The sequence below is a fragment of the Lacticaseibacillus brantae DSM 23927 genome (genome assembly GCF_001436115.1).
GTDB classification, from domain to species: domain Bacteria; phylum Bacillota; class Bacilli; order Lactobacillales; family Lactobacillaceae; genus Lacticaseibacillus; species Lacticaseibacillus brantae.
In genome coordinates this window covers 83150-106546 of the sequence record NZ_AYZQ01000005.1, presented here as the reverse complement: position 1 = coordinate 106546, position 23397 = coordinate 83150, and the positions used below count along the sequence as shown (strand labels likewise).

The window sequence follows — 23397 nt, the reverse complement described above, 5'->3', positions numbered from 1 at the left end:
AAAAATGGTTGTCAGCCATTTGAAAATATTGTATATTAATTAGGCAGTTGTTTAGCGACAACATGCCGTCTTAGCTCAGTCGGTAGAGCGCATCCATGGTAAGGATGAGGTCGTCGGTTCAAGCCCGATAGACGGCTGCCTAATGAACCCGTCAGTGATTGCTGACGGGTTTTTGTTTACCTTTTTTCCGCAGGCACCAGCACCCTGAACACGGACTGAGTTTGCTATAATGACGACGAGGTGACCCTATGAAAAAGTCTATTGTACGTTTAATTGTGACCCTGTTGATGTTTGGCGTGTATTCACTATTTGCCCAAACGTTGGTCTTTCTACCAGGGATGGTTGCGGCCAAGAATACTGATACGACCGTACCAACGGCGATTGTGTTTATTATCGTCTTTGGTGGGCTCATTTATTTGCTCTATTCCATTGCTGCTAATTGGCGGCGCCATGATGGTGAGCTATCCCCAACCAATTTGACCACCAATCGCGTCCGGCTGTTCTTACTGATGATTGTGGCCTTGATTGCTATCCAGTTTATCGGCGGGCTCATGACTTCAACAGGAATTACCCAAGAAGCGACGAATCAGAAAGCCCTATTGGAATTGTCAAAACAATTTCCAGTTGCGCTGGCCCTGATTGCGGTCGTGGGGGCACCCCCAGTGGAAGAATTTATTTTCCGGGCATTATTGATGAATAGTTTCCCTGATACGAGCCGCACTTGGCGGATTGTTCGGGTGGCTGTCAGTGCGATTGTGTTCGGATTGGTGCACGCCCCAACTGAACCATTGAATTTCTTGATTTATGCTGGGATGGGTTTGGTTTTTGCCTATACCTTTGAGCGTACCGGCGATATTCGCTATAGTATCGGCTTACATTTCTTAAATAATTTCTTTGCGCTTTTTATTTGACCTCAAAAAGGCCGCTGTCACATCACCCATCTGGGTGATGTGACAGCGGCCTTTTTTGCTTGCATTAGGCGAGATTATTAACGGTATCGGCCGTGGTTTGATACAACTCAGTTGGCAAGTCTGTTAAGAAAGGACTGAGTTCATCAAAACCAATGAGAGTCAATTGATGCAGAGCGCGGGAACACAAGGTGTAGAGAATATCGCGGTCACCTGATTGGGCATAAGTGTCAGCCGAAATATCAAAGCCAATGACAGCATCAAACTCTAGTCCTTTCGCCAAGTAAACTGGCAGGATTAGACAACCGGTTTTGAGACTGTGATCGTTAGCAGTCAGCAAGGTTGTGGGCGCATCGATGTGCAAGCTAGCATACAATGCGTCTGCGCTCGGCTGATCTTTAGTTAGAATCGCCACCGTGGGATTGGTTTGCAGTTGTGTTTGGACCAACTGTGCTAAATGGCCTAAATAATTGTGTTTATCCCACGTCGCAATCACTGGTTTATCGCCATCGCGATTAAAGGCTTGAATGTGGTCGTGATTGGGTAAGAGCGCTTTGCCAAAGTTGGTAATTGGCGCAGTGGAACGGTAACTTTTATTCAATTCAATCAGTCTGACCCGCTGTGCAGCGAAGACATCACTGATTTCGTGGATGAAATCACTGGGCTGATAATCAGCTGTAAAGACGTCTTGCTTGGCATCCCCCAGCAAGGTCAACTTAGCTTTGGGGAATGCGTGGCGTAAATACCGGAGCTGGACCATGCTGTAATCTTGCATCTCGTCGACAAAAACATATTGGATCAAGCTGTTTTGGCCACTGCCGCTGAGTTGATCGCGCAGATAAAGAATTGGGGCGGCGTCTTCGAGGCGCAAGTGATGTTGCTCAATGGCTTGAGCGACACTTTCGGCCATGGTGGCCCATACCGCATCGTCAATTTCCGGGACGTTAACGGTACTCAAGAAGCGCGCATATTCTTGATAACTATCCAAGAAGTAGTCGTTGTATAAGGCATCGTAGACTGGGGCAAAAGCCTTGGCTACGACAGCCTTGGCAATAAAGGTTTGTTCGTCATCCCCAGTTTCAAAATGCCGGTCGCCAACGATTTCACGAATTTCGTCATTAGATAAAATAGTCATCGCGTCTTGAACCCAGTCTTGGCGGGTCTCCAAACTAATCCGTTGATTGAGGCGTTTGATGAGTGTGTTCTTGGTCGCGAGGAATTTGTCTCGCGCGAGCATCAAAGCTGGTTGCTTTTGGTAAATCTTGGCAATGGTTTCAGCACTGAAGAAAACCTCGCCATTTAAATCAATATCAACAAAGAAAGGAATTTGGTCTGGTGTCTTCAAGTAAGCATCAATCAGGTCGAGAAAATGCGCATCTTCTTTGAATCGACGCATGACCTTCGTGCTTTCGGGCAGACTGTGTTGATCACTTTCAAAGCGTTCAAAGAGCGTTTCAACATGCAGGCCGGAGAAGCGTTTGGTGAAGAATTCAAACAATGTTGCTTGGCGCATGTTCTTTTCGCCCAGGCTAGGTAAGACTTCTGAGATGTAATTGGCAAACAATCGATTCGGGGAGAATAGCACCATTTGGTCGGCATCCAGATCGCTGCGACTATGATACAAGAGGTAAGCGACCCGCTGGAGGACCGCACTGGTCTTACCAGAGCCAGCGACCCCCTGAACCACGAGGAGGTCAGCACTGGTGTCACGAATGATATCGTTTTGTTCTTGTTGAATGGTGGCCACGATATTTTGCATATAGGTATCGCTTTGGTCACCAAGCACGGATTGGAGAATCTCATCGCCAACAGTTTCGTTGGTATCAAACATTGATTTCAGCACACCGTTTTCAATTTGGAACTGGCGTTTCTTGAGTAGCGTGGCTTCTTGGTCGCCCATCGGTGACTCATAATGAACAGGACCGAGCGTCCCATTATAATAGATGGAGGCAATCGGGGCGCGCCAGTCGTAGACGAGGAAGTCGCCATCGTTCATAAAGGTAGCGGTGCCGATATAAAGCGTGTCTTTGTCGCCAGCTTCGTCAATATCAATCCGGCCAAAATAGGGTTGATGCCGTAATAATTTGAGTTGGCTTTCTTCATGTTTAAGGATGGTTTCATTTTCAACCGCACGCGCCACCATTTGTTTTTGTTGTTGGACGGCAGCATTGGTTTCCATCCGGTCATCGACTTCAAACACGTTGACCCGGGTACTTTCGCCATAGGCCTGTTCAATGCGGCCAGTTTCTTTGTGGGCGGCATCGATTTGGGTATCAATATCATCGAGGCGTGCGTTCACTTTATGAACCACGTCGGTAATGCGGGCTTGTTCCGCTTGTTTTGAATCTGCTTGCATTGTGCACCTACTTTCTGTGGGCAACTGGAAAATGTTCACAATAGTCTAGGCTTTTTAGACCAAAAAGTAAAGGTATTGCGTCCTAGGCCAATTGGCAAAAAAATGCTGTCCTTGAACTGGATTGCTTTACACTATTTTTATAGGAAGCGTAGACTATAAGTTACATATTGCCGTTTTTGGAAAGGAGCCACCAATGTCAGAGTTAATTTCGGCTTTTAACGCCAGGCATGATCAACTATGGGCGGCAATGGGTCAGCATATTCAACTGTCATTGTTGTCTCTCCTGATCGCCCTCATTATTGCAATTCCGTTAGCGATTTGGGCGACAAGTCACCATCGATTTGCGAACTTTTTATTACAGCTGACGGGCATCTTTCAAACGATTCCGTCGTTAGCTTTGTTGGGCTTGCTGATCCCGTTTGTCGGGATTGGGAATGCTCCAGCCATTATCGCACTGGTTATTTACGCCCTTTTACCTATTTTTCAAAATACTTATGTCGGCCTGAGCGAAATCGACCCTTCATATGAGGAGGCCGCCAACGCGTTTGGGATGTCTCGACTGCAAAAATTGTTGCGGGTCGAATTACCGATTGCCATGCCTGTCATTATCTCTGGTGTGCGCACGGCGATGGTCCTGATTATTGGGACTGCTACACTCGCCGCGTTGATCGGCGCTGGTGGGTTAGGAACGTTGATCTTGTTGGGGATTGATCGTAATGATCCTGCCCTGACTTTATTAGGTGCAATTGCTGCTGCCCTGTTGGCCATGATTTTCTCTTGGGGGCTGTTATGGCTCCAGCGGGTGAAACTCAAAACGACCCTTGTGACCTTAGGTGTGTTACTGCTCGGTGTCCTAGGGGTGTACGGCTATCAAGCCGTGGTCAAACCACCAATGACAGTCACGATTGCCGGGAAATTGGGCTCAGAACCAGATATCTTGATTAACATGTATGCCCAATTGATTAAGGCTGATAATCCGAAAGCTGAAGTGGTGTTGAAACCAAATTTCGGCCAAACAAGCTTTTTGTTTAATGCCTTGAAATCTAATCAGATTGATCTTTACCCGGAATTCACCGGTACGGTGCTGGAATCCTTAACGAAACCGACAGCTGCCGACAAGAAGGCCGCGCAAACCAATAGTTATCCAGTAGCCAAACGGTTGTTAGCGAGTCAAGGCCTGACGATGACGCCACCTATGGCTTACAACAATACGTATGCCGTGGTCGTGACCAAGAAATTTGCCCAAGCCAATCACATCACAACGATTTCTGATTTGGCGAAGGTGGCCAACAAACTCAAGGCTGGGTTTGATTTGGAATTTATTGATCGCCAAGACGGTTACAAAGGGTTGCAATCGACTTATGGGCTGAGCTTTGCGGTTAAGTCTTTGGATGCTTCGCTGCGTTATACCGCCCTACATCAAGGCACGATTAATATCACCGATGGTTATTCAACTGATTCTCAAATTCGTCAGTATAATCTGGTCGCTTTAAAAGACGACCAGCACCTGTTTCCCACCTATCAGGGGGCGCCGTTGATGAAGACGGAGTTTGCCGATGAACATCCGGCAATTGTGAAGCAATTAAACCGGTTGGCCGGTAAAATCAGCGAAACGGATATGCAAGAAATGAATTATGAAGTGAATGTCCAAAAGAAGGCACCCGCTAGTGTCGCCAGAGCTTATTTGACTAAACATGGGTTATTGAAGGAGGCGCGATCATGATTGAATTACGCCATTTAACCAAAGAATATGAAGATGGGGCTGTCGTTGATGACCTCAACTTAACCATTGAAACTGGTGAATTATTTGTTCTCGTCGGGGCCTCTGGTAGTGGTAAGACCACAACCCTCAAAATGATTAATCGCCTGATTACGCCTACCAGTGGGGAAGTGCTGTTTGACGGTAAACCTGCTAGCGATTATCCCATCCGGGAATTGCGTTTCAATATTGGCTATGTTTTGCAACAAATTGCCTTATTTCCAACGATGACGGTCGCTCAGAACATTGCCCTCATTCCGGAGTTGAAGCATTGGCCCAAGGCCAAGATTACTCAGACGGTCAACGATATGCTCGATCGGGTCGATTTACCGCATGCCGATTATGGTCAGCGTCTACCGGCCGAGCTTTCCGGTGGGGAGCAGCAGCGCGTCGGGATTCTCCGTGCCTTAGCGTCACAGCCTGACGTGGTCTTGATGGATGAACCATTTTCGGCCTTAGATCCAATTGCTCGGACGCAGCTTCAAGACCTGGTGCTACGACTGCATCAAGATATGAAGACCACCATTATCTTTGTCACGCACGACATGCGGGAAGCATTGAAATTAGGTGACCGGATTGCCGTGATGAAAACTGGGCATTTACAACAAGTTGGCACTCCAGATGTTGTCGCTGACCGCCCAGACAACCCCTTTGTCGCCGAATTATTTGCCGACATCGGCACCTCTCCGCTGCAAGCGCCTGCAGCAGAGTTAGCACCATTTGCCAAAACGCAAGTGCAAGCCACTGCGTCAATTCAGGCCATTGCGGTGGTCGAACAGGTGATTCAATTGTTGAAGGTCAATCAAGCGGTGACAGTCCAAGCGGGGACGGATGCGTTCGTCGTGACCGCCCAAAGCGTTGTGGACTTCCTTGCCCAAAAGTCTGAAGTAAAGGAGTAAGCGATGATGAATGAGTATGACACAATTATTATTGGTGGCGGTCCTGGTGGCTTAGCCGCAGCCTATCCTTTGGCAGAAGAGCAACGGGTCCTAATCATTGAACGCAACCTCTGGGGGGGAACTTGTCCTAACTTTGGCTGCGACCCTAAGAAAATGTTGTATTCTGCTGTGGAAGCCAAAGACTGGAGTGCCCGCATGACTGGCAACGGGTTGAATGGCATTCCTGATGTTAACTGGCCACGCTTGATGGCATTCAAACGCAGCTATACCGAGACGGTGCCTGCTGGCACCAAGGGCGGACTCAACCAGGCTGGGATTACGACCATTGATGGCCAAGCGCAACTGCTTGATGGGCAAACAGTTCAGGTAGATGACGAAATTTTTACGGCAACTAATATTATTATTGCGACTGGCCAGCAACCGGTGATTCCAAGTATCCCTGGCGCCGAAAACCTGGGGACCAGTACCGACTTTTTGGACTTGGATCAATTACCCCGCACGATGGCTTTCATTGGTGGGGGCTATGTGGCGTTAGAGTTAGCTAATATCGCAGCCACGGCGGGTGCAGAAGTGCATATTGTCAATCACTCAGATCAGATTTTGCGGGCCTTTCCTGAAAGTGCGACGAAGCAATTGCGCCAGTTGATGAAGCAAAAGCGGATCATCTTCCATGATAATGTTGAGATTGAAGCCGTGCATCCTACGGCCGAAGGGGTGCGCCTCACCGGCAATGGTCTCGACTTGCGAGTCCACCGAGCTTTTTCTGCGATGGGCCGCAAACCTGCCATCGATGGCTTAGGCCTTGAAGACATTGGCATGGCCCTCACGAAAAAGGGGATTGTGGTGGACAACCACCTTCAAACCAGTATTCCTGGCGTGTATGCCATCGGGGATGTCATCGATAAAGATCAACCTAAATTGACGCCGGTTTCAAGTTTTGAAGGACGTTATGTTGCCTTGCATTTATTGGGCGTCGCTGATCCGATTGTGTATCCGAAGATTCCATCAGTCGTCTATAGTTCCGCCATGTTGGGACAAGTCGGGGTTTCCTTGAAAGAAGCCCAAGCCAATCCAGACCAATATACGGTCACCAGTCAGAACACCACACACTGGTACACCTACAATCGGATTAAGGATCCTCTGGCCCAAGTGACGACGATTGTCGATAAGCAGTCTGATCAACTGGTGGGAGCCGTCGTGTTATCAACAATTGCGGACGAATTGTTGAATTATTTCACCATGATTATTAATCAACATCTCACGCGTGATGATTTGCAACGCCAGATTCTCGCCTATCCAAGCCCAGCCAGTGATTTGGGTTATTTCTATTAGACAAACAAGCCACTCGCGGTGCTTTGCGAGTGGCTTGTTGTGTTGAGACGTGAATTGACTTTAGCGGGTGGCTTGGTTATGATTTTGATTGAAACCTATGCATGTAATGAGTAGCGTCATTAACACGTTCAGGAAGCTAACTGGACTGGAACGTTAGCCGTGTGATGATTGCGAATTGGCTTACATGGGGGAAATCGGTGGGTGCGCCTTAAGCCATAGAGTGATTTGCCTTTAGGCAGATAAACTAGGTGGTACCGCGCACAGCCGTCCTATGTGAATAACATAGGGCGACTTTTTTTAGTTTGAGGAGGAAAACACATGGCAAAAAAAGTAATTCTAACTGGTGACCGACCAACCGGCCGGCTGCATATTGGCCACTACATTGGTTCACTACGCAACCGCGTGATGTTACAAAATTCTGGGGACTATACGCCCTATATCATGATTGCCGATATGCAGGCATTGACTGATAATGCCCGCGATCCCGAGAAAATCAAGAATTCACTGCTGGAAGTGGCATTGGATTATTTGGCTGTTGGGATTGACCCCGCCAAGTCAACGATTCTCGTTCAATCACAAATTCCGGCCTTGAATGAATTAACGATGTATTACTTGGATTTGGTTACCGTGGCTCGACTTGAACGCAACCCAACCGTGAAGGCCGAAATTAAACAGAAAGCCTTTGGCCAGAGTGTGCCAGCTGGCTTCTTTACCTATCCAGTGAGCCAAGCGGCTGATATCACCGCTTTTAAAGCTGATACCGTGCCAGTGGGGGATGATCAAGAACCCATGCTCGAACAGACCCGGGAAATTGTGCGGACTTTTAATCACACTTACAATCGTGATGTGTTAGTTGAACCGACGGGCTACTTCCCACCAAAGGGTTCTGGCCGTTTACCGGGGATTGATGGCAATGCCAAGATGAGCAAGTCATTGGGCAACGGGATTTACTTAGCCGATGACGCAGACACTGTGCAAAAGAAAATCATGGCGATGTATACCGATCCCAACCATATTCATGTCGAAGATCCAGGCCAGGTCGAAGGCAACGTGGTCTTCACCTATCTCGATGTTTTTGGCGATGACAAGCAGAAGATTGCTGACCTCAAAGCCCAATATCAAGCCGGTGGTCTTGGGGATGTGAAGCTCAAACGCTATTTGATGGAAGTCATGGATAGCGTTCTGGCGCCGATTCGTGAACGGCGAGCAGAATATGCCAAAGACATGGGTGGCGTGATCAATATTTTGAAGACTGGCAGTGAGAAAGCCAACATTGTTGCCAACCAAACGCTTCAAGAAGTCCGCGATGCCATTGGCGTAAATTATTTCTAGGGCTGCGTCTTAAGACTGATGTTTGCGTGGGCCGGCATGCTACAATTAAACCATCAGACAAAGATGGAGGAGCAAACTCATGAATAAGAAATTAAGCCCCTTAGCAATCACTGGGATTGTTATTGGCGTGATTGTTGTTGTGTTAGGAATTTTCGGTATTTCAACATATAACTCACTGGCCCGCCAAAACCAAACTGTCGAGGCACAATGGAGTCAAGTTGAGAACGTGATGCAACGCCGTGCCGATCTCATTCCTAATCTGGTTAATTCCGTTAAGGGTTCTATGAAGCAGGAACAGAAGGTTTTTGGTGATATTTCCAAGGCCCGGGAAAACTATTCTGCTGCGAAGTCAACAACCGATAAGGCCAACGCTGATGCAGCTTTGGGTCAATCCGTCGGCACATTAATCAATGTCATTAACGAGAATTATCCCGATTTGAAGAGTAACAACCAAGTTGAGTCCTTGATGGCGCAATTAGAAGGTAGCGAGAACCGTATCTCTGTCGAACGTAAACGGTATATCGATGAAGTCCGTGACTATAATCAGAGTGTCGTTTCGTTCCCAAAGAATCTTTTCGCCGGCATGATGGGCTTAGGCCAAAAAGCTACCTTTAAGGCGAACCCCGGCGCTGACAAGGCACCGCAAGTGAACCTGACTGACTAATGTCAAAGCAGAAGGTAGGTGAGCGCATGCGTAAACGCCATGCTCTGTGGGCAATCTTATTATTACCATTGCTGAGTTTCTTCTTTGCGAGTCAAACAGTGCATGCCGAGACGCTGCCTGACCGCCCCGGCAATGTGAGTTATGTTGATCAGCTTGGTATTTTATCTCAAGAAACTAAGACGATTATTACCGACAAGAACCGGACCTATTCTGAGTCGAAGCAAAAGCCCAAGATCGCCGTTGCCGTGGTGAAATCGACTGACGGCGATGCAATCAGTAGTTATGCCCCAGATTTATTTCAAAAATGGGGGATTAGTCAAAAAGGTGAAGATAATGGGGTTTTGATTGTCTTTGCTGACAACGACGGCGCCCATAATGTCCGAATTGAAGTCGGGTACGGCCTCGAGCCGGATTTGCCGGACCTCTTGGCCAACAAAATCTTAGTGGCGTCAAAAAGTGATTTGAAGTCTAAAAATCAGGCTGACAATGATAAAGGGATTCGCCAGGTTTTCAACACGGTGGCGACGGTCATTGATCAGAAATACCATTTCGCTAAAGACGCTAACACAGTCTCTGACGATGAATTGGATCAACTTAAGACGAAACAGCGTAACAATTCTGGCGGTAACCTGTTGGCCCGCGGTTTAGGCATTGTAATTGCCGTGGTTGTCGTGTTACTGCTTCTCTTTGGCGGTTCAGGCCGTGGCCGAGGCGGCCGCGGTGGCGGTGGCAATTCATGGCTGTGGTTCTTGTTAGGATCATTACTATCATCCGGTAATCGGCGCGGCCCTTGGGGCGGCGGCGGAAGTGGCTTTGGTGGTGGCGGTGGTTTCGGCGGTGGCGATGGCGGCAACTGGGGCGGTGGTTCCAGCGGCGGCGGTGGCGCCGATATTTAATTGAATCTCGTTTCCAGAGCCCTCACATGAGTGGGGGGCTCTTTTTTTTGGCATTGAGATAATATCATGATTGTTGGATATTTTGAGCTTACCCCTATTTACCCAGGATTAACTGCGGTAAAATGCTTAAAGATGATGAAATAGGGAGGCGAACACGTGCATACCTTAACAAAAGGGAACCCCATCAAATTGGTGATCATGTTTACGATTCCGCTGTTGATTGGGAATATCTTCCAGCAATTGTACAGTTTCATGGATGCTTTGATTGTCGGCCGAATAATTGGGGAAACGGCACTGGCAGCGGTTGGTGCGACAGGTAGTCTGACCTTTCTTGTGATTGGTTTTGCTCAGGGCACCACGGCTGGGTTATCCATCCTGACCGCGCAAGCGTACGGAGCGGGGGATGGACGTGCGGTTCGCCGCAGTTTTGCGACCAGCATCTGGATTAGTTTAGCCATTGCGGTCGTTTTGACGGCCGTCTCGGTGACCCTGACTGAACCGCTACTGATATTTATGCAAACGCCTAAAGCTATCCTGCCGGGAGCAATCGCTTTTCTACGGATTATGTTTGCCGGCACAATCGCCTCAATGGGCTTTAACTTATTAAGCAATATGATTCGGGCATTAGGCGATAGTCGCACGCCGCTGCTGTTCTTAATTATTGCGACGATTATTAACATTGCCTTGGACTTTTTGTTCATCCTTGAATTCAAAATGGGTGTGGCTGGTGCCGGCGTCGCGACGGTGAGTGCGGAATTTATTTCAGCGTTGTTATGTTGGATATACATTAAGCATCGGATTCCATTATTGGTGTTACGCCGTAAAGATATGGCCATCGACTTCAAGCTCATTAAAGATCATCTCAAAGTGGGTTTACCGATGGGATTTCAAATGTCCATCATTGCTATTGGCTCTGTGATTTTACAAATTATGCTGAATACCTTGGGGACTGATGCGGTGGCTGCATACACGGCAGCAGGCCGAATCGATCAATTAGCGACTTTACCTGCCTCCTCCTTTGGGGTGACTATGGCAACCTATGCCGCCCAAAATCTGGGGGCCAAAGAATATGGTCGAATTCGCCGTGGGGTGCATCAAACGTTACTGTTGAATGTTTCGATTTCGGCAATTTTGGGCTTTCTCATTATTGTCTTCGGGAAACCCTTGGTCAATTTGTTCCTGGGCCCAAATGAGCCAGCTGTGACTGCGTTAGCGCAAACGTATTTCCACTTTAATGCCAGCATGTACTGGCTGCTGGCGATTCTGTTTACGATTCGTAACTTGCTCCAAGGCTTGGGGCAAAGTGTTGTCCCCACGATTGCTGGGTTCTTTGAACTCTTTATGCGGGCGTTTGCAGGCGTCGTCCTTGTGGCCAACTTTGGCTTTGCTGGGGCGTCACTTGCTAATCCGTTGGCATGGTTTGGATCCGTCTTAGTGCTCGTCAGTGCTTATTTCCGGACCATGAAGAAACTCCGCCAGCAAGAAGATGAGCAGGTACACGAACTTGAATAGGGGGCCACACAATGTTTACCATTCCAGTCAATGCACACGTTCAGTTAAAGTTTCCAGAAATTCATGACGCGACTGCGTTGTTTACCCTGGTAGATGCTGACCGACCTGGATTGGGACGGTTCTTACCTTGGGTCGAGAAAACCAAGACAGTTGAAGATGAAGCGCGGTTTCTTCATTTTGTGCGAGAACAAGTGAGTCAGGACCAGCTTTGGGCCGCAGTTATCCTTGTGGAAGGCCAAGCAGCTGGGATGATTGATATCCATCAGCTTGATGCTGAGAATCGCACCGGTGAAATTGGTTACTGGCTGGGCAAAACTTATCGAGGCCGCGGTGTGGTGACTGCAGCTTTGGCAGCGGTTGAACGTGTTGCCTTTCGTGAATTGGCATTAACGCGATTAGTGCTGGTGGCGGCCAACACCAATACGGCTAGCCAAGCGGTGGCCCAGCGTCGTGGGTTTCAACAAGAGGGTATCTTGCGCCAGGCGCTGGTGTTGCCTGAAGGCGTTAGCGATGCCGTGTTATATAGCAAATTAGTTAGTGATTGACACACAAAAAAGGTGATGACAAAACTTCGTTTTGTCATCACCTTTTTTAATACCAAATCGGTTAACTAATCTTTTGCCACAGCTTATAAGTACATGTAATCGCGAGTCGCAGGTAATTCAGCACCTGAAGGCCCCTTGGACATGAGATATTGAATGACATCAATATTACCAGATTCAAAGGAAGCAGCAGCTGCTTGCAGGTATAAGTCCCACATGCGGGTGAAGCTTTCGCCTTGCATTTGTTGAATTTCATCGCGATGGGCGTTGAAGTTTTCATCCCAAATTTCGGTCGTCCGTTGGTAGTGGCGGCGTAAAGATTCGACGTCGCTCACTTGTAATTGGGCATCCGCGATATGTTGAATGTTTTCGGCTAAGCCGGGAACATAACCACCTGGGAAAATGTACTTGTTGAGCCAAGCATTATTGGCGCCACCTTGCATCCGAGTAATCCCATGGATTAAAGCGACAGCGTTAGGCTTCAAGAAACGTGCCACATCTTGGAAATATAAGCCCAAGTTTTCTTGGCCAACGTGTTCGAACATGCCGACAGAAGTGACATAGTCGAATGGATCAGTCTTGAGTTCGCGATAGTCAGTCAAGATGACTGTGGCGACGTCCTCAAGGCCTTGGTCCTTAATCTGCTGGTTGACATAGTCGAATTGTTCTTGGCTCAAAGTAATCCCAACAACCTTCAGCTTGAAGACCTTGGCGGCAGTGAGCATCAATGTGCCCCAGCCACAACCGATGTCTAGTAAAGTCCGACCTGGTTGTGGGTTCAGCTTGCGCAAAATGTGCATCACTTTGTTCTTTTGCGCCGTTTCCAAATCATCATCCCAGCTATTAAAGTAAGCGCAGGAATACGTCATGGTTGGATCGAGCCACAATTTGTAGAAGTCATTGCCTAAATCATAGTGGGCTTGAATATCATGCTTACTAGCCTTTTCACTATGTGATTGCTTTGGGATGAACTTCCGCCATTTGGAATCGCGCATGAAGCTTTCAGCGCTGGCGTAGGCCGCATTCAAGACTGTTTGGATTGGGAACTTGCCTGGGCCTTCGATTTCGATATCACCAGCCATATAGGCTTCGCCAAGCGCTAAAGAGGCGTTTTTGGTCACAGCGGACATGGGAATTTCTTTTTTGAAAGTGATGGTGGCTTGCGCGTCGCCATCGCCATACGTCTCGCTGGTGCCATCCCAATAATTGACGGTCACAGGAATATTGAACGAGTGGCCGAGTAACGTCTGGTAAAACTTCTTAGTTAACATTGAACCGTCCTACTTTCTAAAATGAAGTACTTTGAAAGTATAACACCATTAGTCAGTAGGCTTGAATCAGATTGCCCATAAAAATCGCAAAAAAAAGACCGGGAGTTCGCGAAACTGCGAAAATCCGGCCTGTTGACTGGCTTATTAGTTGATTAGAGTTCTATGGCAAATCGTTGCCGGCCGCGAAGTAGACGTCATACCATTCTTGGGCGGTCAGAGGGGCTTGATCAGCCTCAGCGATTTCAGCAATGCGCTTAGCATTAGTGGTCCCAGCAATCACTTGAATATCGCCAGGAATCCGCAGAATCCAGGCAGAGGCGATGGCGTTGACATTGGTATTGTACTTGTCGGCTAATTCGTGGAGCAACTTGTTGAGTTCAGGGAATTTAGGATTGTCGATGAAGACACCGTCAAAGAATCCGTATTGATAGGGACTCCATGCTTGGATGGCCATGCCAGTCATGCGACTGTATTCAAGGATGCCGCCATCATGATTGATGGACCGGTCATCGGTCATATTGGTATGCAGGCCAAAATCAATCATCCCGGTGTGCATGATGGACAGTTGTAATTGGTTGGCAATCAAGCGTTGCGGAACTGCCTGTTGAAGGAGTTCTACTTGCATAGGGTTGAAATTAGACACACCAAATTGCCGGACCTTACCACTATTTTGCAATTCGAGGAAGGCTTCAGCGATGTCATCTGGTTCCATCAAAGGATCTGGCCGATGAAGCAACAAGCTATCCACGTAATCTAAGCCCAGGCGGTTTAAACTGGCGTCGACAGCTTCAAGGATATGGGCCTTGGAGAAATCATAGCGATGGTTCACAATTCCGACTTTGGTTTGCACCAAAACGTCTTCGCGTTTGAAACTTGCTGCCTTCAAGGCCTCCCCAAACAGGGTTTCCGCCTTGCCGCCATCATAAATATCGGCATTATCAAAGAAATTCACGCCCGCTTCATAGGCATGTTCCAGCAAATCCGTGGCACCAGCCTGGTCTAACTTCGTGATGCGCATGACACCTAAGGCAATTTCAGAAGCTACGAGTCCTGAACCGCCTAAATCAAGCATTTTCATCGAGTCCACTCCTTCATCATTCTGTAGGTACAGTTTCAGTCTAGCACAACCACGCATGAGATAAAAACGCTTACTTAGGGGCGACCATTTCAAAGCAGAATCTGACAAGGTTTGAAAGTGCGAAGTTTCTGGCTCCAGTGCTATCATGGAGTAAAGCAAGTAGAAAGCAGGGAATATGGTGGCAAATACAACGCAAGGTTTTGTCGTCATTGGCGCACAGAACATTTTCTTCAGTATTACAAACTTACGTACCTTGGTCGAAGTGGAGCGGGGCAAGTATCCGATTGGCTTGGGTGAAGACGTTTTTGCTGATCAAAGTATTTCACCAGAGACCGTTAACACAATTGTAACGGCTCTGCGCGCCATTAAACAGATTTTTCAAGACTATGGTATTCAGAGCGTCCATGTGGTCGGAAGTCACAGTTTATTTGAAGCACCCAATGCTGAGTTTGTCCGGGATCAAATTTTTAATCGAATTGGCTGGCCCATTTCGCACCTTTCCATTTCCCAGGAGGCCTTCTTCCGGAATGAAGCGGTGATGGCGCGGTTCCCGAACTTTGAAACAGTGACCCAGTCAGGGACGATGCTGATTGACATCAGTTCAGGGTCAGTGGAACTCACTGCATTTGCTGATGGTGAGTTCGGGTTTTCGCGTAATTTTAATTTGGGCCCATTACGAGTTTATGAAGTGATGCGCGATGTCCAACGCGATGTGCCGAACTTTGTTGAAGTTTTGCGGGACTTTATTGACTCCCGGCTTTTGGACTTTATGCGGTTATTACCACCCAACGTCAGTTATCCGAACATGATTCTGATGGGAAGTAGCTTATCAGTGTTTGAAACCCTGATTCCAGCCGGGGAGAGTAGTGTTTCCACAACGCGCGATAAATTTGATGAGTTGTATCAGCGGATTGTTTCCGCCAATGACCAATACTTAGTGGATCACTACGATCTCCCCCTGAGTCTAGTTGCGCAAGTCCTCCCAACCGTGTTGTTGATGAACCAGTTGGTCAAAATGCTCAATAGTCAAACGATTTGGATTTCGAGCTTGAAGTTATTGGATGGCGTTGAGGTTAATCAAGCGATTGAAGACGGCTTTAAACCGGTCAAGTTTGACCCCAGTGCAGAAATTATTACCAGTGCGGTTAATCTTGCCAATCGGTATCAGGTTGACCCCGTCCATCGTGAGACAACAGTGAAGTTCGCCCTGCAGTTGTTTGATCGATTGAAGAAGTTGCATGGGTTAACTAAACGAGATCGGCTGTTGCTGCAAGTGGCGGCGACGGTTAATGATATTGGGAGTTATATTGATACACATCGGCATTATGCGCATTCAGATTATATTATTTTGGCGTCAGATATTATTGGGTTAACCAAACTGGAACAGCAGATGGTGGCAACGATTGCGCATTTTCACAGTAGTGATACCCCACAAACAGACTTGGAAGACTTTCCAGCAACTGAGACTGATATCCGACTGCGGATTGCTAAACTCTCCGCCTTGCTACGGGTGTCTGACAGCCTTGATGCATCGCGCCAACAAAAGATTCAACAATTGAGTGTGTCATTGAAACCAAACAAAATTGTCCTGACAGTCAAAGCCAACGATGATGTCGAACTAGAACGCTGGACCTTAGCGCGGAAGTCGGGCTTCTTCACTGAAGTCTTTGGCCTGCCAGTTGAATTGAAAGGAGGGCGATAGTCATGGCGATAACTGATTTTACAAAACCTGAATATTTCACCAACCGTGAATTGTCGTGGCTGGCCTTCAATGACCGCGTGCTGGAAGAAGCCCGCGACAAGAATAATCCCTTATTAGAACGAGCCCGGTTTCTGGCCATCACCCAAAGTAACTTGGATGAATTCTTTAATATTCGGGTGGCCTCACTGCGCAAAATGGTGGCGGTTGATTACCATCAACCCGATGCGTCTGGTTTAACCCCACAAGCCCAATTGTTGGCGATTGCCAAGCGGACCCACAGCCTGGTGGATAAGCAATATAATACGTGGCAGCGTTCCTTAGTGCCGCGGTTGGCAACTGAGGGCGTGATGATTCGTGATTTTGCGGAATTGTCCAGCCATCAGCAACAATTTGTGACGGACTATTTTCATCAAGAACTCTATCCCGTGTTGACCCCGATGGGCGTGGACCCAACGCGGCCATTTCCGTTTTTGGCCAATAACACGCTTAACCTGGCGATTTGGTTAGTCCGGCCTGAGGATAAAGGCAAAGGCCAAAAAGCGCGGTCGTTTGCGATGGTCCAAATTCCGGATGTTTTCCCGCGTGTCTTGCGGTTGCCAGACGAGGCCAATCACTTCATGCTGCTTGAAGAAGTCATTCGCCAGTTCGTGGGTGAACTCTTTATTGGGGCCGAGATTAAAGATACGGCACTATTCCGAGTTACGCGGGACATGGACTTAGACGTGGCGGAAGAAGATGCGTCTGATCTGTTGAAAGAAATTCAGTCACAACTCAAGAAGCGTCAACGCGGTAAAGTGATGCGCCTTGAAATTGAAAGTACAATGAGCAAGCATTTGCGCAAACGCTTGATTAAGTGGCTGGAGGTTGGCGAAGATGATGTCTATGCCATCAAAGGCCCAATTGATTTAACGTTCATCAACAGTCTCGTGAAGCAGGTCAAAGCCAAGGCTGAGTGGCTCTATCCAAGCTATACGCCTTATATCGCACCAGAGTTAGCCGAGGGGTCAATTTTTGATGTTATTCGCCAACGGGATGTCTTCATGCATCATCCCTATGACAGTTTCAATCCCGTGACAAACTTTATTCAACAAGCGGCGGTTGATCCTCAAGTGCTGGCGGTCAAAATGACGCTTTATCGGGTTTCGAGTCGTTCGCCAATCATTGCTTCGCTGAAGCAAGCCGCCGAGAACGGCAAGCAAGTGACCGTTTTGGTTGAGTTGAAAGCCCGTTTTGATGAAGAGAACAATGTTCACTGGGCTAAAGAACTTGAGCGGGCAGGCTGTCATGTCATTTACGGCTTGGTCGGTTTAAAGACCCATGCCAAATTAGCCCTGGTTGTCCGGCGAGAAGAAGACGGTATTCGTCGGTACATGCACATGGCCACAGGGAATTACAATGATGTCACAGCACACTTTTATACAGATATGGGCCTCTTTACCGCCGATACTGAAATGGGCATTGATGCCAGCAACATCTTCAATATGTTGTCTGGCTTCTCCGAACCACCGTATTTCCACCAATTAGCGATTGCACCGCTTGCCTTGCGTGACTTCCTTATGGATCGGGTGGATGACGAAATTGCCGCAGTGAAGGCCGGTCGCAAGGGGTTCATTCAAATGAAAATGAATTCACTCTCTGACACTACGATGATTCAGAAATTATACGAGGCGTCAGCCGCAGGAGTGGAGATTCATCTAATTGTGCGGGGAATCTGTAATTTGAAAGTTGGGATTCCTGGTGTTTCGGACAATATTACTGTCCACTCCATTGTCGGCCGGCTCCTGGAACATAGCCGGATTTATTGCTTCTATGCGGATGGCGAAGAGAAAGTCTTCTTGTCCAGTGCTGACTTGATGAACCGTAACCTCAGTCGCCGAGTCGAATTGCTGTTTCCAATCATGCAAGATGACATTCGTGAACGCATCTTGAATCTCTATCAACTGATGTGGTCGGACAATGTTAAAACCCGAATTCTAATGGCTGATGATTCTTGGGAACGGCCTGACTTGCGTGGGGTCGCCCAACTGGACGTCCAAGAATATCTGATTGCCCATAATAAGACTTTGGGTGATGAGTTAAATGCCACACCAGAGACACCTGCAGCCCCTGATGCCCAACAAGATCGACATTTCATTCCGTTGCAAGCACCTGAAGATCAGTCGTAGAACGTCAGAAGAAGTTTAGGAGGCTAATATGCAACATTTTGCAGTGATTGATTTAGGCAGTAATTCGGCGCGCCTGACCGTGTGGCGCATTGATGAGGATGGCAGCTATCATGTGATTAGTCGGTTAAAGGAAATGGTGCGTTTATCCGAAGGGATGGGCGCTGATAAAGTCTTGCAGGAGCCAGCAATGGCACGAACCATTGCCGCACTGCAGGGCTTTAAACAAGACTATGCTGAACTAGATAACCTGACCGTGAAGGCCGTGGCCACTGCAGCGACGCGCCAAGCCAAGAACCAAAAAGAATTCTTAAAACGGGTCAAACGCGAAGTTGATTTGGACATTGAAGTTATCGCCGGGACCAAAGAGGCTGAGTATGACTACTTGGGCGTGGTTAATACACTACCCATTCAAAATGCGCTGATTATGGATACGGGTGGGGCTTCGACTGAATTGATTTTGGTGCAAAATCGCAAGCTCCAGCACTTAATCTCCATTCCCTTTGGGTCCGTCAATTTATCCGAACAATATTTGAGTGCGGACGTCATTTCCGCATCGGAAGTCTTCAACTTGATTGTCGCAATTGAGAATATTTTCAATGGAATCTGGTGGCTCCGCCAAGCCCAGAATTTGCCGATTATCGCCTTGGGTGGCAGTAATCGGACCCTGGCCAAGATTGAACGCCGGCGCGAGAACTTTGCCAATTTTGAAGATATTCATGGCTATCGGATGCATGCTAAAGAGGCCAATGCGATTTTTACCGATGTCTTAAATCAAAATCTTGAGGGCCGAAAAGCTATCCCCGGCCTATCCAAATATCGAGCCGATATTATTGTTGGCGGCTTAGTTCCAGTGGTCACAATGCTCGCCTTTTTGGACTCAGACCGGATTACTTTCTCGCAGCATGGCCTGCGTGAAGGCGCGTTGTTTGAATATTTGACGGCGACTGAGGCAGAGCGGAAATAATTTGCAAAAGCGTTAAGATTAAAGTGGTGTCGAGACAGCGACACCACTTTTTTGGTATAACGTAAGAGTAGCAATTATCTTAAATTCAGAATGGAGTTTGAGCATGAAAAAATTACTCATTAGTTTTGGGGTTTTGGCATTGGGTTTGATTGGTTTGGGTCAACAAACCGTCCATGCCGATGATAGTTGGTCAGCTCCAGTGGCCACTTTGGGCAGTTCACTAACCGCGGATCAGAAATCAGGGACATTGAGTACCTTGAACGATGCCGCAGGGACATCAAATGCGACCGAATTGACGGTTAACGGCGATACGCTGGTGAAGTATTTGAATCCATCTGGCAGCAGCTTTACGAGTTCATCTGGGGTTTGGTCAAGCGCGTTAGTCCAAAAGACCAGCAACGGTGGGATTAACGTCAAAATCGTCCCATACAATGGCCAGAATAATATCACCACCATCACCGCCGATCAGTACCGCAATGCTGCCCTCACTGCAGGGGTTAGCAATGCGAATTTGTATATTACCAGTGCCGTTCGGATTGATGGTTCCGGTGCCTTAGCTGGGGTCTATGCCGCCTTTGCTAATAACGGCCAGACCTTGAATGCTTCACAAATCAATGCGGCCCAACAAGAAGTGAATACCTTGTCTGGAATCACTCAAGCAAATCAGGGTAAAGATGGTTACACCGATAAGCAATTGAACAATGCGGTCGCAGGCATGAAGTCCGACATGGCGTCTCAGTCCAACAACGGGAACAAGATGCTGGATTCGGCTCAGATTGGGAAGATTGTGGATAGTAACTTGACCCAAAACAACATCAACACCATTATTAACAATAACCAACGGACGCAGATTATTAATCTTTTAACCACGATTCAGAAGTCCGGAGCGTTGGACAGCAACAGCTTTAAAGACCAAGCCAATAAGTTGGCCAACAGTATTCAAAACAGCGCTAAGAACATCTTTGATAAGTTGTCCACCAGCTTGAATACGCAAGAGAATCGTAACTTCTTGCAAAAAATTTGGGACAGTATCGTTAGTTTCTTCAACAGTATCGTCTCATGGGTTCAAAGCTTATTTAATTAACAGATAGTCAGAAGTCAGCCAAGTCGCAACACGCGAGAGGGCTGGCTTTTTTGATGTCCGGCTTTGGACTGATTGACAATGAATAAAATTATTTGATATCTTGAATACAAATATAACTGGAGGTGGCAATCTGTGTCCGAAGACGACGACGGTGCACATAGGCAATTGAACTGGCCTTATTTTCGACGGGAGTAGCACTATCCTTGATGCTGAATTGATCCCTGAGAATAAGGAGAATTTTGAATGATGACAAAAACCCATGCGTATCAGCGCGCTGTCGCTGATTTTGCCCAGGACTTTCCTGAAGGCAATTTTGAACAAGGACTCGATGCTACTGAGGCTCAATCGCGTCTGGCCAGAGATGGTCACAATGAATTAACCAGTCCGACCACCCCCAAGTGGCGGATATTCTTGCGCCAATTTAACAACCTGATTATTTACATTTTGCTCTTTGCCGCTTTGTTAACCATTTTGATGCGGCACTATTCTGATGCTATCGTCATTGCCATTGTCGTGATTATTAATGCGTTCATTGGTTATTACCAAGAGGTTAGTGCGGCCAATGCCCTAGCTAAGATCAAGGCAATGATGGCCACCCAGGCTTCGGTGTATCGAGACGGGATGCGGATTGATATTCCAGCCAGTGACTTGGTTGTTGGAGATGTGGTCTTCTTGGAAGCTGGTGATAATGTCCCGGCTGACTTGCGAATTGTTGAGTCTGATAACTTGCGGATTCAAGAATCAGCCTTAACAGGTGAAGCTGACTCAGTTGAGAAGACAATCACTGCCTTAAGCGGTGAAATTCCGTTGGCAGATCAGCATAATATGGCCTTTGCCACCACCGCTGTGACCAATGGGAGTGGTCTGGGTGTGGTCACTGCGATTGCCCAAGCAACGCAAATTGGGCAAATTTCAACAGCAGTTCAGGCCGTTAAGCCGCGCAAGACACCGTTGATGCGAGAAATTGATCACTTAGGTTCTAGTGTCTCCTACGTCGTGTTAGCCGTGGCGGTGGTCCTGTTTGGGCTAGGTTTGTGGCTACAAATTTATGCGGTCTCGGCCTTGGCCTTGGCCGTCGTGACAATGATTGTTGGATCAATGCCAGAAGGGTTACCTGCGACAACCTCAGTGATTCTTGCGATGGGCGTTAGCGACATGGCCAAGAATCAGCATGCAATTGTCAAAACACTGCCAGCCGTTGAAACTTTAGGCTCAGTGGACGTCATTACGACCGATAAAACGGGGACGCTGACTGAGAACCAAATGACCGTGAAAGATATCTATCTGGAATCTGAGCATTTAACGGTGACTGGTGATGGCTACACCCCAAGTGGCCAGATTATGTTGGACGATCAGCCAGCACCACTTACGGAACAATTAAGTCTGTTCTTGCAGGCGGGTTATGAAGCCAACGATACAGTGCTTGTTTCTGGTGAACAAGGCTTTGAAATCAACGGTGAACCGACTGACGGGGCCTTTTTGACCCTGTATTACAAACAATTCAATTACGAAACGGCGCAGCCTGAAACCGAAATCGACATGCTGCCATTTGACTCGGACTATCGGTATATGGCTAAACTCGTCCAACTCGATTCCGGACAAAAGCGTCTGTTCATCAAGGGCTCACCAGATAAGCTGTTGCCTCTGGCCCAAGGTGACTTTGATGAGGCCCACTGGAATCAGGTGGTCCAAGCTTTATCATTAGAGGGTAAGCGGGTTGTGGCTGTTGGTTATCAAGATGTGGCCAGCGATGTCATGGAAGTGACACATGAGCTGATTGCCCAAGGGATTCATTTCTTAGGGGTGGCAGGCATTATGGATCCACCCCAAGCGTCAGTGGTTAAAGCGCTGCAAGAGATGCGCCGAGCTGGTGTCGCGGTCAAAATGATCACCGGTGACCATCCGTTGACGGCTAAGACCATTGGCGAACAACTCGGACTGGCTGATAATATTCAAGTCATGACCGGCCAAGAATGGGAAGCCCTTGACGCCGACCAGCAACAAGTGGCCGCGCGTACCCATCAAGTGTTTGCCCGTACCACCCCGCAGAACAAATTAGAAATTGTCGCCGCTTTGCAAGCGGATGGCCAAGTGACGGCGATGACTGGGGATGGCGTCAACGATGCGCCGGCGCTTCGTCAAGCGGATATTGGGGTCGCCATGGGCATCAAAGGGACAGACGTCGCCAAAGATGCGGCTGATATGATTCTGACCGATGATAATTTCTCCACCATGAGTGCAGCAATTCGTGAAGGTCGGCGGATTTATGACAATATCCGCAAAAGTATTCTGTTCCTGTTGCCGACTTCTTTTGCTGAGGGTCTGATTGTGGCTTTGACTATTCTATTGCAACGCGAAATGCCGCTGCAGGCAGCACAACTGTTGTGGATTAACATGGTCTCTGCAATTACGATTCAGTTTGCCTTCATTTTTGAACCGGCGGAAGCTGGCCTCATGCTGCGGCCGCCCCGTAGTAACCATGCCCACCTAATGAATCGCCACGATGTTTTCCAGATGGCGTACGTGTCGTTATCCATGGCCGCCGTTTCCTTGCTGGCCTACGATTGGTTGCTGAGTGTCGGCGCCGACCAAGCGACAGCCAGCACAATGATGGTCAATATCATCGTCATCAGTAAAATCTTCTATCTGTTTAACATCCGAACAAACGCGTTGGCCTTCTCGAAGGCATTCTTCACCAATCAGAAGGCTTTTGCGATTATCGCAGCAATGATTGGCTTGCAACTCGTCTTGACCTATGTCCCTTTCATGCAGCAATGGTTCTACACTGAACCATTGACTGGTATGGAGTGGTTGGTAGCCATTGTGGTGGCAACAGTGCCATTCTTGTTAGCTGAATTGGATAAAGTCATTCGCCATTGGCATACACGATGGGCAACCAAGCAACAAGCCTAACAAAAAAACAGCTTCCCAGC

Annotated in this window: 17 protein-coding genes and 1 tRNA gene; 15 read left to right on the top strand and 3 right to left on the bottom strand. The window is 47.8% G+C overall.

Annotated features, from left to right (window positions below; translation table 11 throughout):
- Positions 1 to 64 precede the first annotated feature (64 nt).
- Both FC34_RS08890 and FC34_RS08885 read left to right on the top strand, forming a co-directional pair.
- Positions 65 to 137: transfer RNA gene (locus FC34_RS08890), tRNA-Thr, on the top strand.
- Positions 138 to 248: 111 nt separating this feature from the next.
- Positions 249 to 911: a CPBP family intramembrane glutamic endopeptidase gene (locus FC34_RS08885; RefSeq protein ID WP_057895076.1), complete on the top strand. Its 663-nt coding sequence runs from the start codon at positions 249 to 251 to the stop codon at positions 909 to 911.
- Positions 912 to 975: 64 nt separating this feature from the next.
- On the opposite strand, the gene helD is transcribed toward FC34_RS08885, so the two are convergent.
- Entirely contained in the window at positions 976 to 3264 is a 2289-nt protein-coding gene (helD, locus tag FC34_RS08880) for an RNA polymerase recycling motor HelD (RefSeq protein WP_057895075.1), read from the bottom strand.
- 193 nt (positions 3265 to 3457) lie between these two features.
- Between helD and FC34_RS08875 the strand changes: the two genes are divergently transcribed.
- The 8 genes from FC34_RS08875 (at position 3458) to FC34_RS08840 (ending at position 12203) form a co-directional block, all read left to right on the top strand.
- Positions 3458 to 4987: an ABC transporter permease/substrate-binding protein gene (locus tag FC34_RS08875; RefSeq protein WP_057895074.1), complete on the top strand. Its 1530-nt coding sequence runs from the start codon at positions 3458 to 3460 to the stop codon at positions 4985 to 4987.
- Positions 4984 to 5922, top strand: coding sequence for an ABC transporter ATP-binding protein (locus FC34_RS08870; RefSeq protein ID WP_057895073.1), 939 nt, complete (start codon positions 4984 to 4986; stop codon positions 5920 to 5922). The genes FC34_RS08875 and FC34_RS08870 overlap by 4 nt, the downstream gene beginning before the upstream one ends.
- A gap of 3 nt (positions 5923 to 5925) precedes the next feature.
- Positions 5926 to 7254: a dihydrolipoyl dehydrogenase family protein gene (locus tag FC34_RS08865; RefSeq protein ID WP_057895072.1), complete on the top strand. Its 1329-nt coding sequence runs from the start codon at positions 5926 to 5928 to the stop codon at positions 7252 to 7254.
- A gap of 318 nt (positions 7255 to 7572) precedes the next feature.
- Positions 7573 to 8586, top strand: coding sequence for a tryptophan--tRNA ligase (trpS, locus tag FC34_RS08860; protein ID WP_057895071.1), 1014 nt, complete (start codon positions 7573 to 7575; stop codon positions 8584 to 8586).
- A 79-nt stretch (positions 8587 to 8665) separates the two neighbouring features.
- Complete coding sequence (locus FC34_RS08855) at positions 8666 to 9250, top strand: LemA family protein (RefSeq protein ID WP_057895070.1); 585 nt, start codon at positions 8666 to 8668, stop codon at positions 9248 to 9250.
- A 26-nt stretch (positions 9251 to 9276) separates the two neighbouring features.
- Positions 9277 to 10146, top strand: coding sequence for a TPM domain-containing protein (locus FC34_RS09885; protein ID WP_057895069.1), 870 nt, complete (start codon positions 9277 to 9279; stop codon positions 10144 to 10146).
- Between the two features lie 156 nt (positions 10147 to 10302).
- Positions 10303 to 11658, top strand: coding sequence for an MATE family efflux transporter (locus FC34_RS08845; protein ID WP_157052284.1), 1356 nt, complete (start codon positions 10303 to 10305; stop codon positions 11656 to 11658).
- 11 nt (positions 11659 to 11669) lie between these two features.
- The gene (locus FC34_RS08840) at positions 11670 to 12203 is read left to right on the top strand and encodes a GNAT family N-acetyltransferase (RefSeq protein WP_057895068.1); all 534 of its coding nucleotides are present in this window, start codon (positions 11670 to 11672) and stop codon (positions 12201 to 12203) included.
- 83 nt (positions 12204 to 12286) lie between these two features.
- Here FC34_RS08840 and FC34_RS08835 read toward each other — a convergent pair whose 3' ends face one another.
- Positions 12287 to 13471, bottom strand: coding sequence for an SAM-dependent methyltransferase (locus FC34_RS08835; RefSeq protein WP_057895067.1), 1185 nt, complete (start codon positions 13469 to 13471; stop codon positions 12287 to 12289).
- A gap of 160 nt (positions 13472 to 13631) precedes the next feature.
- A complete protein-coding gene (locus tag FC34_RS08830) occupies positions 13632 to 14549 on the bottom strand; it encodes an aldo/keto reductase (RefSeq protein WP_057895066.1) in 918 nt (305 codons plus the stop codon).
- 178 nt (positions 14550 to 14727) lie between these two features.
- On the opposite strand from FC34_RS08830, the gene FC34_RS08825 reads away from it, so the two are divergent.
- From FC34_RS08825 to FC34_RS08805, 5 genes are all read left to right on the top strand, one after another.
- Positions 14728 to 16251, top strand: a complete 1524-nt coding sequence (locus tag FC34_RS08825) for a Ppx/GppA phosphatase family protein (RefSeq protein WP_057895126.1) — start codon at positions 14728 to 14730, stop codon at positions 16249 to 16251.
- A 2-nt stretch (positions 16252 to 16253) separates the two neighbouring features.
- Positions 16254 to 18416, top strand: coding sequence for an RNA degradosome polyphosphate kinase (locus FC34_RS08820; RefSeq protein ID WP_057895065.1), 2163 nt, complete (start codon positions 16254 to 16256; stop codon positions 18414 to 18416).
- A gap of 28 nt (positions 18417 to 18444) precedes the next feature.
- Complete coding sequence (ppx, locus tag FC34_RS08815; RefSeq protein ID WP_057895064.1) at positions 18445 to 19380, top strand: exopolyphosphatase; 936 nt, start codon at positions 18445 to 18447, stop codon at positions 19378 to 19380.
- Positions 19381 to 19483: 103 nt separating this feature from the next.
- Positions 19484 to 20464 carry a DUF1002 domain-containing protein gene (locus tag FC34_RS08810; RefSeq protein WP_057895063.1) on the top strand — a complete coding sequence of 327 codons (981 nt, stop codon included), beginning with the start codon at positions 19484 to 19486 and terminating at the stop codon, positions 20462 to 20464.
- 246 nt (positions 20465 to 20710) lie between these two features.
- Positions 20711 to 23377: an HAD-IC family P-type ATPase gene (locus FC34_RS08805; protein WP_057895125.1), complete on the top strand. Its 2667-nt coding sequence runs from the start codon at positions 20711 to 20713 to the stop codon at positions 23375 to 23377.
- Positions 23378 to 23397 lie beyond the last annotated feature (20 nt).

What these genes read in the sequence shown, in the direction of transcription:
- FC34_RS08840 (WP_057895068.1), top strand. Translation starts at nt 11,670, where the DNA reads ATGTTTACCATTCCAGTCAATGCACACGTTCAGTTAAAGTTTCCAGAA.
- FC34_RS08855 (WP_057895070.1), top strand. Translation starts at nt 8,666, where the DNA reads ATGAATAAGAAATTAAGCCCCTTAGCAATCACTGGGATTGTTATTGGC.
- FC34_RS08875 (WP_057895074.1), top strand. Translation starts at nt 3,458, where the DNA reads ATGTCAGAGTTAATTTCGGCTTTTAACGCCAGGCATGATCAACTATGG.
- FC34_RS08865 (WP_057895072.1), top strand. Translation starts at nt 5,926, where the DNA reads ATGATGAATGAGTATGACACAATTATTATTGGTGGCGGTCCTGGTGGC.
- FC34_RS08830 (WP_057895066.1), bottom strand. Translation starts at nt 14,549, where the DNA reads ATGAAAATGCTTGATTTAGGCGGTTCAGGACTCGTAGCTTCTGAAATT.
- ppx (WP_057895064.1), top strand. Translation starts at nt 18,445, where the DNA reads ATGCAACATTTTGCAGTGATTGATTTAGGCAGTAATTCGGCGCGCCTG.
- helD (WP_057895075.1), bottom strand. Translation starts at nt 3,264, where the DNA reads ATGCAAGCAGATTCAAAACAAGCGGAACAAGCCCGCATTACCGACGTG.
- FC34_RS08805 (WP_057895125.1), top strand. Translation starts at nt 20,711, where the DNA reads ATGACAAAAACCCATGCGTATCAGCGCGCTGTCGCTGATTTTGCCCAG.
- FC34_RS08810 (WP_057895063.1), top strand. Translation starts at nt 19,484, where the DNA reads ATGAAAAAATTACTCATTAGTTTTGGGGTTTTGGCATTGGGTTTGATT.
- FC34_RS08820 (WP_057895065.1), top strand. Translation starts at nt 16,254, where the DNA reads ATGGCGATAACTGATTTTACAAAACCTGAATATTTCACCAACCGTGAA.
- FC34_RS09885 (WP_057895069.1), top strand. Translation starts at nt 9,277, where the DNA reads ATGCGTAAACGCCATGCTCTGTGGGCAATCTTATTATTACCATTGCTG.
- trpS (WP_057895071.1), top strand. Translation starts at nt 7,573, where the DNA reads ATGGCAAAAAAAGTAATTCTAACTGGTGACCGACCAACCGGCCGGCTG.
- FC34_RS08870 (WP_057895073.1), top strand. Translation starts at nt 4,984, where the DNA reads ATGATTGAATTACGCCATTTAACCAAAGAATATGAAGATGGGGCTGTC.
- FC34_RS08885 (WP_057895076.1), top strand. Translation starts at nt 249, where the DNA reads ATGAAAAAGTCTATTGTACGTTTAATTGTGACCCTGTTGATGTTTGGC.
- FC34_RS08835 (WP_057895067.1), bottom strand. Translation starts at nt 13,471, where the DNA reads ATGTTAACTAAGAAGTTTTACCAGACGTTACTCGGCCACTCGTTCAAT.